The sequence below is a fragment of the Clostridium sp. CTA-6 genome (assembly GCF_054768115.1).
The window spans coordinates 17,019-28,654 of the sequence record NZ_BAAAAU010000019.1 but is presented as its reverse complement, the minus strand read 5'-3'; the positions used below and the strand labels follow the sequence as shown (position 1 = coordinate 28,654).

Annotated in this window: 9 protein-coding genes, 6 tRNA genes and 1 other annotated feature; of the genes, 14 read left to right on the top strand and 1 reads right to left on the bottom strand. The window is 26.0% G+C overall.

Features of this window, described 5'->3' with window-relative positions; translation table 11 throughout:
- The first annotated feature begins 70 nt into the window (after window positions 1-70).
- The 14 genes from ACYUDJ_RS20910 to ACYUDJ_RS20845 all read left to right on the top strand — a co-directional run bounded on the left by ACYUDJ_RS20910 (window position 71) and on the right by ACYUDJ_RS20845 (window position 10,652).
- Window positions 71-146: transfer RNA gene (locus ACYUDJ_RS20910), tRNA-Ala, on the top strand.
- Between the two features lie 165 nt (window positions 147-311).
- A complete protein-coding gene (locus ACYUDJ_RS20905) occupies window positions 312-764 on the top strand; it encodes an HD domain-containing protein (RefSeq protein WP_042384039.1) in 453 nt (150 codons plus the stop codon).
- A 15-nt stretch (window positions 765-779) separates the two neighbouring features.
- On the top strand, window positions 780-1,301 hold the full coding sequence (locus tag ACYUDJ_RS20900) for a transcription repressor NadR (RefSeq protein WP_003482815.1): 522 nt from the start codon (window positions 780-782) through the stop codon (window positions 1,299-1,301).
- A 1-nt stretch (window position 1,302) separates the two neighbouring features.
- Window positions 1,303-2,466 (top strand): DUF362 domain-containing protein, encoded by a 1,164-nt coding sequence (locus ACYUDJ_RS20895; protein WP_042384043.1) that lies wholly within the window; start codon window positions 1,303-1,305, stop codon window positions 2,464-2,466.
- 4 nt (window positions 2,467-2,470) lie between these two features.
- Window positions 2,471-5,152 carry a UPF0182 family protein gene (locus tag ACYUDJ_RS20890; protein WP_045516658.1) on the top strand — a complete coding sequence of 894 codons (2,682 nt, stop codon included), beginning with the start codon at window positions 2,471-2,473 and terminating at the stop codon, window positions 5,150-5,152.
- Window positions 5,153-5,288: 136 nt separating this feature from the next.
- Window positions 5,289-6,065: a L,D-transpeptidase gene (locus tag ACYUDJ_RS20885; protein WP_003482821.1), complete on the top strand. Its 777-nt coding sequence runs from the start codon at window positions 5,289-5,291 to the stop codon at window positions 6,063-6,065.
- Window positions 6,066-6,089: 24 nt separating this feature from the next.
- Entirely contained in the window at window positions 6,090-7,487 is a 1,398-nt protein-coding gene (locus ACYUDJ_RS20880) for an NAD(P)/FAD-dependent oxidoreductase (protein WP_003482823.1), read from the top strand.
- Between the two features lie 16 nt (window positions 7,488-7,503).
- Window positions 7,504-7,857: a DUF1667 domain-containing protein gene (locus ACYUDJ_RS20875; protein WP_040108828.1), complete on the top strand. Its 354-nt coding sequence runs from the start codon at window positions 7,504-7,506 to the stop codon at window positions 7,855-7,857.
- An 85-nt stretch (window positions 7,858-7,942) separates the two neighbouring features.
- Window positions 7,943-8,135: a binding site (T-box leader), on the top strand.
- Between the two features lie 93 nt (window positions 8,136-8,228).
- Window positions 8,229-9,509, top strand: a complete 1,281-nt coding sequence (gene serS / locus ACYUDJ_RS20870) for a serine--tRNA ligase (protein WP_460290024.1) — start codon at window positions 8,229-8,231, stop codon at window positions 9,507-9,509.
- 276 nt (window positions 9,510-9,785) lie between these two features.
- Window positions 9,786-9,876: transfer RNA gene (locus tag ACYUDJ_RS20865), tRNA-Ser, on the top strand.
- Window positions 9,877-9,896: 20 nt separating this feature from the next.
- Window positions 9,897-9,987 (top strand) — tRNA-Ser (locus tag ACYUDJ_RS20860).
- A 303-nt stretch (window positions 9,988-10,290) separates the two neighbouring features.
- Window positions 10,291-10,381: transfer RNA gene (locus ACYUDJ_RS20855), tRNA-Ser, on the top strand.
- A 20-nt stretch (window positions 10,382-10,401) separates the two neighbouring features.
- Window positions 10,402-10,492 (top strand) — tRNA-Ser (locus tag ACYUDJ_RS20850).
- Window positions 10,493-10,575: 83 nt separating this feature from the next.
- Window positions 10,576-10,652, top strand: a tRNA-Arg gene (locus tag ACYUDJ_RS20845).
- 35 nt (window positions 10,653-10,687) lie between these two features.
- Here ACYUDJ_RS20845 and ACYUDJ_RS20840 read toward each other — a convergent pair.
- Window positions 10,688-11,575, bottom strand: a complete 888-nt coding sequence (locus tag ACYUDJ_RS20840; protein WP_043030855.1) for a phosphatidylserine decarboxylase — start codon at window positions 11,573-11,575, stop codon at window positions 10,688-10,690.
- Window positions 11,576-11,636 lie beyond the last annotated feature (61 nt).

Genomic DNA, 11,636 nt, shown 5'->3' with positions numbered 1-11,636 from the left:
CTCAGTTGGTTAGAGCAACCGGCTCATAACCGGTAGGTCCGGGGTTCGAGTCCCTGAAGGTCCACCATTTGGGGGTATAGCTCAGTTGGGAGAGCACCTGCCTTGCAAGCAGGGGGTCAGGAGTTCGAATCTCCTTATCTCCACCATTAAACATAAGATACTTATGAACTTTCATAAGTATCTTATTTTTTTATATCCATTTAAAAAACAAGAAATTTATTGTAAACTAATAATATAAGATTATTTAAATAGGGAGGTTTAATAAAATAGTATATAGAATTAAACAATTTCACTGGAATGCTACTGCTAAATTGGAATATGAAGACATAGTATATATAAATATGCACTTAGATAATGAGGAATTAAAGATTTTCAATAAATTATCTATAAGTGAACAAAAGCATTCTATAAAAGTAGCTTATGATATAGAAAAATTATATGAAGAAGGTAAATATAATCTCACAAAAAATGAGTTTATAAAGGTAGCTTTATTACATGATATAGGAAAATTAAATTATAAAGTTGATATTATAAAAAAAAGCATAATAGTAATTATGGATAAAATTACGAATTCTAGAATAAAAAAATTTCAAAATATTAAATCAGTTTATGTTCATTATAATCATCCTTATTTAGGATATTGCATTTTAAAAGAATATAATAAATATAGTGAAGAAATGTTATTTTTAGTTAAAAACCATCATGATGAAAATATTATAAATAAAGAATTAAGTTTATTAATATATAGTGATAATTTAAATTAATAAAGTGGTGATATTATGAATTCAATAGAAAGAAGAAAAAGCATTGAAAATATGTTAATGAAAAATAATAAACCTATTAAAGGTAATGAAATGGGACAAAAATTAGGTGTCACAAGGCAGGTGATAGTAAAAGATATAGCTATTTTAAGAGCGTCAGGTAGAAATATAATTGCTACACCTGAAGGCTATTTAATACCTAATGAAAATAAAGAATTAATAAGAAGAATTATAGCTGTATGTCATGATAGTAAGGATATAAAAGACGAGTTGGAGACTATAATTAAATTTGGAGGAATAGTAGAAGATGTGGTAGTAGAACATCCTGTATATGGAGAAATAAAAGCAATGCTGATGATAAAATCCATGTATGATATAGATAATTTTATAAAAAATATACAAAACAATAAAGCAGAACCTTTATTAATACTTACTGGTGGGATTCACTTGCATACAATATCTTCAGATAATGAAGATATAATGAATAAAATAATAGAAGAATTAAACAAAAAAAATTATTTAGTAGATGAGGAAATATAAGATGGATAAAGTAGCCCTTTTAAAATGTGATGAATATGATTTAAAAAAAGTAGAAAAAACTATAAGAAATGGATTTGAGCTTTTAGGAGGAGACTCTTTTTTAAAAAAACTTATACCTTATAATAGCAAAATTCTTTTAAAACCTAATATGCTTAGTATTGAAAATGAAGGTTCTCCAGTAGTAACTAATAGTGTAGTTTTCGAAGCAGTAATAAGAATATTAAGAGATTATTCTAGTAACATATCCTTTGGAGATTCCCCTGGATTTGGAGATTCTAAAAGAGCAGCTGAAAAATGTGGATTACTCAATATAGCAAAAAAATATGATATAGCATTTAAAGATTTTAAAGAATCTATTAATGTAAGCTGTGATAATTCTATTTTGTGCAGATCATGGACTATAGCAAAAGCAGCTTATGAAACAGATGTATTAATAACATTACCTAAATTAAAAACACATGCTATGGCTTACTTTACTGGTGCAGTTAAAAATCAGTTTGGATGTATACCAGGAACATTAAAAGCCACTTGGCATACAAGAATGCCTAATGCAAATAATTTTTGTAAAATGTTATTAGATTTAAATACATTGCTAGAAACTGATTTTGCTATATTAGATGGAATTATAGCTATGGAAGGAAATGGCCCTAAAAGTGGAAGTCCCTATAACCTTAATACAATTATAATGGGAAATAGCCTTACAGCAGTGGATTCCGTTGCTGTTAAAATAATAGGATATGATAATCCATTAGAAATTCCTGTATTAAAAGAAGCCTATGATAGTAATTGGGGAAGTGTTTTTTTAAAGGACATAGAGGTATTAGGTGAAAAAATAGATAGCATGGCTGTAAATGATTTTAAACTTTGTAGAGAAGGTGGGGATTTTTATTTTATAAATCCTAAAGTTACAAATTTTTTAAAAGATATTATTGCACCAGATCCTACTTTAATAGAAGAAAAGTGCATAGGATGTAGTAGATGTGCTGAAGTATGTCCCGAAAAACCATATGTTATAGATATGATAAAAAAGGGAGATAAAAAAATACCAGTTTGGAATATGAAAAAATGTATAAGATGTTTTTGTTGTCAGGAACTTTGCCCTAAGGGAGCTATAGAAACTAAATATTCTTTGATTGGAAGATTTTTAAATAGAAATGGTAGGTGATAAAATGAAAAATAAAAAAGCATTGTTTATACCATTAATCATAATAATTTTATTTATAGCATTTTTTAATAAAATAATAAATTTTATTATTAATATAAAATGGTTTAAAGAAGTAAACTATTTAACAATATATTTTACTAAAATGAGAGCTATAATTATTTTAATGATTCCTATATTTATAATATTTTTTATATCTATATGGATGTATTATAAAAGCCTTATGATAAATAGGGATAAAAGTATAATAGATATAGAATTAAATAAAAAAGATTATGGGAAAAAATTATTTTTTATTTTTAACTTTATAGTATCTATATTTTTAGCTTATATATTTTCAAGTAGTTATTGGTATAGAATATTACAATTTAATAATTCTGTAGATTTTAATGTAAAAGATCCTATCTTTTTTAAAGATGTTTCTTTTTATGTATTTAAGTTGCCACTTTTTGAATCTTTATATAAAGTTATAATTTCTTTATTATTATTTTTAGTTATAACAACATTTATAGCTTATTTTATTTTAGAAGCTAAATATAAAATTCAAAGCAAAAAGGATATAAATTTAAAAAATATAAATCATGGCATAAAATCCTTTGCAGGAAAACAATTAGCTATTGTATCTGGTCTTATAATTTTATTTATATCCTTTGGGCATTTAATAAAAATATGGAATTTAGTTTATAGCTCTAATGGAGTATCTTTTGGTGCTAGCTATACTGATGTTCACGCTACTTTATTATTCTATAAAATAATAGTAGTAATTACACTAATTTCATCTATAGTAACATTATTAAGTATAGTAAAAGGTAAATTTAAGCCAGTAAGCATATGTATAGGTATAACTATATTTTTGATAGTATCACAAAATATAGCATCTTTTTTAGTACAAAACTTTATAGTCAAATCAAATGAAAAAACTTTAGAGCAACCCTATATAAAAAATAATATAGATTTAACAAGAAAAGCTTTTGCATTAGATGATATTGAAATAAGAGATTTTGATATTAAAAATGATTTACAAAAGCAAGATATTACAGATAACAAAGCAAGTATAGATAACGTAAGAATAAATTCTTTTAAACCTACATTAGAATTTTATAATCAAGTTCAAATAATAAGATATTACTATACTTTTAATGACATAGATATAGATAGGTATAATATAAATGGAAAATACAATCAAGTATTCCTAGCTGCAAGAGAAATAGATACAGATGCCTTGAACCCAAATACATGGCAAAATAGACACTTAATATATACACATGGCTTTGGAGCAGTTATGAATAAAGTAAATTCTGTAACAAGTGAAGGACAACCTGACTTTGTTATAAAAGATATACCACCTTATAATAAAACAAATATAAAATTGACTAATCCTAGGATATATTTTGGAGAAAAGACTAATGACTATGTTATAGTAAACACTAAGATAAATGAATTTGATTATCCTAAAGAAGATTCTAATAAAACTAATAAATATAATGGACATGCAGGGATAAAAATGAGCTTTATTAATAGATTATTATTTGCTATAAATAAAAAAGATATTAATTTTCTTTTATCAAAGGATATAAAAAGAGATAGTAAGATAATAATAAATAGAAATATTGTAGAGAGGGCAAAAAAAATAGCACCCTTTTTAACTTATGATAATGATCCTTATATGGTTATATATAATGGCAAAATATATTGGATAATAGATGCTTATACTACTACAAATAGATATCCTTATTCAGAGCCTTACGATAATATAAATTATATAAGAAATTCAGCTAAAGTAGTAATAGATTCTGTAGATGGAGATATTAATTTTTATATTACAGATAAAAAGGATCCTATAGTTAATAATTATGCTAAAATATTTAAGGGATTATTTAAAGAAGAAAAAGATGCGCCTAAAGAAATAAGAGAACATTTTAGATATCCAAAAGATCTATTTAGTATTCAAAGCAAAGTATTAGGAAAATATCATGTAAAAGATCCTGGCGTGTTTTATAATGGTGAAGATCTATGGGAAGTATCTAAGGATCAAAAACATGTTGAAGGAGAAACAAATACAAATGATGCTCCTTATATAATTATGAAATTACCAGAGCAAAATAAGGAAGAAATGGTACTTTTGAATTATTTTAATGTAATGAAAAAGGATAATATGATAGCTTTATTTGGAGCAAGAATGGATGGAGAGCAATATGGTAAAAAAATATTATATAAACTTCCATCAGACAAAACGGTATATAGTCCATATTTATTTAAACAAAAAATAAATCAAGATACTAATATATCTAAGGAATTATCATTATGGAATAGAGAAGGTTCACAGGTGCAATATGGAGACACTATAATATTACCTATAAAAAATTCTCTTCTTTATATAGAACCACTATATTTGCGAGCTAGTGGTAAAAATAGTATACCAGAAATGAAAAGAGTAATATTATCCTATAATGATAAATTAGTTTTATCATCTAGTATTCAGGAAGGTATAAAAGAAATATTTAATTCTAAAGATAACAAAGTAAATGATAAAAATGAAAAGGATAGTACAAAGACTATAGATGATTCAAAATTGAAAAAAGCTCAAGAATATTATAATAAAGCCATAGAAGCTCAAAAAAATGGAGACTGGACTAAATATGGACAAAATATAAATGAATTAGGCAATATATTAAATAGTATAAAATAAAAGATATAATAACTATGATTAATATCTGTAAAGAACCCCATATATTTATATGGGGTTCTTATTTGTTTTTTGATTAAATTATCATTTATATGTAAATAATAACATTATATAGAAAATTAATTTGGAGTGATTAAATTTGAAATTTAAAAAAAGCGTATATATTGTTATATTTACTTTAATATTATTATTTATACCTTGCTTTATACATACAAAGAAAGATGTAAGCACAACTAATAAGTTAGACAATAAAACAAAAGAAATAAATAAAAGTGAAGTGGATAGAAATGAAATGTCAGTATTCTCATCTAATACTTGTTTTAAAAAAACTTATTATATAAATAAAAATAAAGTACCAGTATATAAAAATTTTGATTCTAATAACGAAGTATTATATTATTTATATGAAGATGATATAATTGTTAGCTATAAGGAGCAAAATGGATATATATTTTGTGAAGAAGGAAATTTAGGAAGAAAAGGATGGATTAAGAAAAATAAAGAAAATCTTAAAGGAATTTTACATAAAAATACTGAATATAAAGTAGATGTAGACTTAATAGATCAAAAGATAAGGGTATATAAAAACGATAAAATAATAAAAAATATCAAATGCTCAACAGGAGTTATAGGAAAACAAGATACAGAAACTCCGTTAGGTATTTTTTATATTACAAATAAGGGTAAATATTTTTATAGTAACAAATATAATCAAGGTGGTAGATACTATATTAAATTTTTTGCAAATTATTTAATTCATTCTATACCTGTAGACAAAAATGGTAATATAATAGAAGAAGAAAAAGACAAATTAGGATTTCCTACATCTCATGGATGTATAAGAGTACCTATGGAGGATTCAAAGTGGTTATATAGAAATATACCTAATAAATCTTTAATAATTATACATTATTAAAATGGAGAGAAAGGCTGATAAAAAATGGATTATGATGTTATGATATTAGGTGGGGGAATAATTGGATGTGCATTAGCTTATGAATTATCAAAATATAGTTTAAATATAGCTTTAATAGAAAAGGATTATGACATAGCAGACGATGTAGCATTTATAAATTCATCTGTAGTGTATGATGGAGTGGAATGTGAAGATGATTTAGCAGCTAATTTGGAACTAAATGGTAATAAATTAATGGAACATATAGCTAAAAAATTTAAAATTCCATTTAAAAAAACAGGGTCATTAATAATAGCCCAAAATGATAATGAAGTATCTAATATAGAAAATATGTATAAAAAAGCTTTAAAAAGAGGTATAAAAAATATAGGAATATTAACTAAGGATGAGGTAGAAAAAATAGAACCAAATTTAAATATAGATTTTAAAAAGGCATTATATTCTAGCAATACAGCATCTATAGCACCTTTTGATTTAGCTATATCTTATGGGGAAATTGCCTTTGATAATGGGGTAAATTTTAAATTAGAAGAACAGGTTTTAGAAATACAAAAACTATCTAAAGGATATAAAATTATAACTAATAAAAACAAATTTAACTGTAATATAGTTATAAATACAACCCCTGATGAAAATTTTGGAATATATTCAGACACCAAAAGAAATTATAAAAAAAGTAATTTAAATTATTTATTGATAGAAAAAAATTCGATCAAAGAATTTAATAATATAGTAGTAAAGCTAGGTAATAATGAAAATATAAAAAAAATTTTAGCTGTACCAACGGTTCAAGGCAGTATGGTTTTAGCAGTAGATACTTATGAAAAGATAAATTATAAAAATACATTAGATGTGTCTGCTTTGATTTTAGATGAAATAAATGAGATGGATATAAATAATTTTTATCAATTTCCATATTATGATGATAGTATAGTGATAGATGATAGTTTAATAGATAAGGGATATATAAAAGTTATAGTCAATCATTATGGACAAGTAACGATGACACCTTATATAGCAAAGATTGTTACAGATACTATAGTTAGCAATATAAAATGTGTACTAAAGAAAGAGTTTATAGATAAAAGAAGGGATTATTATAAATTTAATGAGTTGTCTTTAGAAGAAAGAAATAAAATTATAAATATGGACAAAAGGTATGGAAAAATAATATGTGCTTGCAATAAAGTAACAGAAGGAGAAATTATAGATGCAATAAGAAGGCCTTTAGGTGCACGAACATTAGAGGGAATAAAAAGAAGGACAGGAGCAGCTTTTGGTAGTTGTCAGGGAGCCTATTGTTTAAATAAAGTTGCATCGATATTAGCTAGAGAAACAAATAAATTTATGACAGATATAGTTAAAGATTCAAAAAATTCTAAAATTATACCCTGTAGAATTAAAGAATTTGATACAATTTAATTTAGGAGGAATAAAGGTGCTTAGAGAATTTATTTGTAATGGATGCAATAAAAAATGTATAATATCTCTTTACAATAGTAATTATAATACTATAAAAGGTAACCAATGTAATTTAGGAATAGATTATGCTAAAAATTATGTTAATACTACTAAGGATATTTTTACTACATTAGTCAGGATAAAAGGATCTAAACATAATGTATTACCAGTAAAAAGTAGTGAGCCTATAGAAAAATCTTTATGGATAGAGTGTTCTAAAGCTTTAAGTAGATTATATGTAGGTTATCCTATAGAAATTGGAGATGTAATTTGTAAAAATATTTTAAACACTGGAGTAGATATAATAGCTATTAAAAATATTAATGAGTAAAGGGTTAGCTAAAATTAACAAATGCTATTGACATATAGCTATAGTATTTGTATAATTTTATTAAATTTATGTTTATAATTAAATATTAAAACCTGTGAAGAGGAGCAGTAGCTATATGAAGTTTTAAGAGAGTTAACGGCTGGTGTAAGTTAATAACCTTATATTGTGAATCCACCTCTGAGGGACTGTTATAAAAACAGTACGGATAACCGTTATAATTAAGAGAGGATCATTTTATGATCAATTAGGGTGGCAACGCGGAGCTTTTCGTCCCTTTTATAGGGAAACGAAGGGCTTTTTCTATTATATTATAAAACTACAAAATCTGAAGGGAGGAAGTATTTATTGGATGATCCAATAAATAAAATATTATGTTAGATTTAAAAAGAATAAGAAATAATCCAAATGAAATAAAAGAAGCATTAAACAATAGAGGCGAAAAGTTTGATGTAACTGTAATTGATGAAGTTTTAAAATTAGATGAGGAAAGAAGAAATATTTTAGTTAAAGTTGAGGTTTTAAAAAGTAAGAGAAATCAAGTTTCTTCTGAAGTTCCTAAGCTAAAAAGAGAAGGAAAAGATGTTTCTAATATAGTAGCTGAAATGAAAAATTTATCAGAAGAAATAAAAGAGTTTGATGCTACTTTAGCTAAAATAGATGAAAAAATACAATATATAATGCTTAGAATACCTAATATACCAAATCCACAAGTGCCAGATGGAGAAACAGATGAGGACAATGTAGAAATAAGAAATTGGTCAGAACCAACAAAATTTGATTTTGAACCTAAAGCTCATTGGGATATAGGAACAAATTTAAATATTCTTGATTTTGAAAGAGCTGGAAAAGTAACAGGATCAAGATTTACTTTTTATAAAGGATTAGGAGCTAGATTAGAAAGAGCTGTAATATCTTATTTTTTAGATACTCATACAGAAAAACATGGTTATACTGAAATATTACCACCTTACATGGTAAATAGAACAAGCATGATAGGAACAGGACAATTGCCTAAATTTGAAGAAGACGCTTTTAAAATTTCAGAGGACGATTACTTCTTAATACCAACTGCAGAGGTTCCTGTAACTAATTTATATAGAGATGAAATCCTAAAAGGTGATGAATTACCATTAAAACATGTAGCTTATAGTGCTTGTTTTAGGTCAGAAGCAGGTTCAGCAGGTAGAGATACAAGAGGTCTTGTTAGACAACATCAATTTAATAAAGTAGAGCTTGTTAAATTTACAAAACCAGAACAGTCTTATGAAGAATTAGAAAAACTAACTAATGATGCTGAAACAGTATTAAAAGAATTAGGTATCCCATATAGAGTTGTAAGAATATGCAAAGGTGATTTAGGATTTACAGCTGCATTAAAATATGATTTAGAAGTTTGGATGCCAAGTTACAATAGATATGTTGAAATATCAAGCTGTAGTAACTTTGAAGACTTCCAATCAAGACGTGCTAATATAAGATATAAAGAAGATGCAAAAGCAAAACCACAATACGTTCATACATTAAATGGATCAGGTGTTGCTATTGGAAGAACTGTTGCCGCTATACTTGAAAATTATCAAAATGAAGATGGATCAATTACAATACCAGAAGTGTTAAGACCTTATATGGGAGGAAGAGAAGTAATAAAATAATTGAATATTATTTGTTATAAGTAATTTATATATATTTAATTTAAAATAAGCACTATTAAATTGATTTATTGTGATAAAATTTAATAGTGTTTTTATTATTAGTTAAATAAAATTCTATAAAAACTATATTTTATTTAAGTTATATTTAATAATCAAATATGATATACTAAAATATTATAAAAAATCAATGAGAAAAATAGATATTAAAAATACAATCTACGTTGACAAAGTTTAATTATAATGCTATAATAATTTTCGTTATGAAGTTAAATATGTGGAGAGATGGTCGAGTTGGTTTAAGGCACCGGTCTTGAAAACCGGCGTACGGGTGACCGTACCTAGGGTTCGAATCCCTATCTCTCCGCCATTTTTATGTAAGTAAGCTATGGAGAAATACTCAAGTGGCTGAAGAGGCGCCCCTGCTAAGGGCGTAGATCGGGTAACCGGTGCGAGGGTTCAAATCCCTCTTTCTCCGCCAAAGCATTTAACATTAAAGTTAAATGCTTTTTTTATATTAAGAAAACTATTTAATGAATTTTTCTACCAGCTGTTATAGTATTTTTAGCATCAGTTAAGAGTTAAAGTGATATGGAAAAGGGCTTAATAATATTAAGAAAATCGCTAAAAAATTCAAATTAAATGTTGTTGAAGTCTAAAAGTTTATTTTATAGCAGATTTAGATTTTTCATGTAAACATAAAAAATTTTAAAAATATGTTGACATATATTCTTTTTATTGTTATAATTTATTACGTACTCAAGTGAAAAATTTAAAAAAATGTGGAGAGATGGTCGAGTTGGTTTAAGGCACCGGTCTTGAAAACCGGCGTACGGGTGACCGTACCTAGGGTTCGAATCCCTATCTCTCCGCCATTTTTATATAAGGAAGCTATGGAGAAATACTCAAGTGGCTGAAGAGGCGCCCCTGCTAAGGGCGTAGATCGGGTAACCGGTGCGAGGGTTCAAATCCCTCTTTCTCCGCCAAAGCATTTAACTCTAAAGTTAAATGCTTTTTATTATAAGTTGATTTATAATGATTTTTATGTTAAAATAAATATGTCAAATTTGCATCGGTAGCTCAGTTGGATAGAGTAGCTGGCTACGAACCAGTTGGCCGCGGGTTCGAATCCTGCCCGGTGCACCATAAATAAAAAGTCTTTCGATTTATCGAAAGACTTTTTATTTTTTGTTCCCAATAGGCTCACCCATTATAACAGATGTTTCATATCCTAATTTACTTTGATTTAATACATCATCATCAATTTTTATAGTATTTTCTTTAAAGAATAAAATTACTGTAGATCCTCCAAATTTAAAATAACCTTTTTCATCGCCCTTTAAAATTTTAGTATTAGGTTTATAGGTCTGTATTATAGAACCTACACAAGTTGCTCCAACTTCCATAAATATTACATCACCAAAGTTTTCACTATGAAAAATAGCATATTCTCTTTTGTTTTTGCAAAATAAACTAGGAATTTTAGACAATGCAATTGGATTTACTGAATAGTAAAAACCATCTAGCTTTATAGTATTTTCACAGGTACCATTGTCTATAAAATGAAATCTATGATAGTCTGTGGGACATAATCTTAAAACTAGGCAAGTTCCATTGTCATATTCTTTTGCTAATGAATCATTATTTATTAATTCATAAAAACTATAATTGATTCCTTTTACTTCAGTTACTGAATTTAGATTTAAATTTTTATATGCAAGTATTTTACCATCACCTGGGGATATTAAAATATTTTTATCAGCTTTTATAGGTCTAGCTTCTTTTTTTAATTTTCTAGTAAAAAAATCATTAAAGCATTTAAATTTACTTGATTGATTCTCACTTAAAGACATATCAATTTCAAAATCATTAATAAATTTATTTATTTTTTTACTACTTAACTTTCTATCACAATAAAATCCATATATTTTTGAAAAAAACTTCTTTTTTATAAAAACTTCTAAAAGACTCATACCAATAGGTGATGAATAAGTCCAATTTAAATATTTTTCACCTGCAACTTTTTCTATATCATAATCGTTAGTTTTTCTATTGTAATATTTTATCATTAAAAAACCTCTTTCTAAGTAAAATATGATAAATTAATTATTATTTAATTAGCTATAAATG

Coding starts and splice junctions, on each gene's coding strand:
- ACYUDJ_RS20900 (WP_003482815.1), top strand. CDS start 780: ATGAATTCAATAGAAAGAAGAAAAAGCATTGAAAATATGTTAATGAAA.
- ACYUDJ_RS20895 (WP_042384043.1), top strand. CDS start 1,303: ATGGATAAAGTAGCCCTTTTAAAATGTGATGAATATGATTTAAAAAAA.
- ACYUDJ_RS20890 (WP_045516658.1), top strand. CDS start 2,471: ATGAAAAATAAAAAAGCATTGTTTATACCATTAATCATAATAATTTTA.
- ACYUDJ_RS20880 (WP_003482823.1), top strand. CDS start 6,090: ATGGATTATGATGTTATGATATTAGGTGGGGGAATAATTGGATGTGCA.
- serS (WP_460290024.1), top strand. CDS start 8,229: ATGTTAGATTTAAAAAGAATAAGAAATAATCCAAATGAAATAAAAGAA.
- ACYUDJ_RS20840 (WP_043030855.1), bottom strand. CDS start 11,575: ATGATAAAATATTACAATAGAAAAACTAACGATTATGATATAGAAAAA.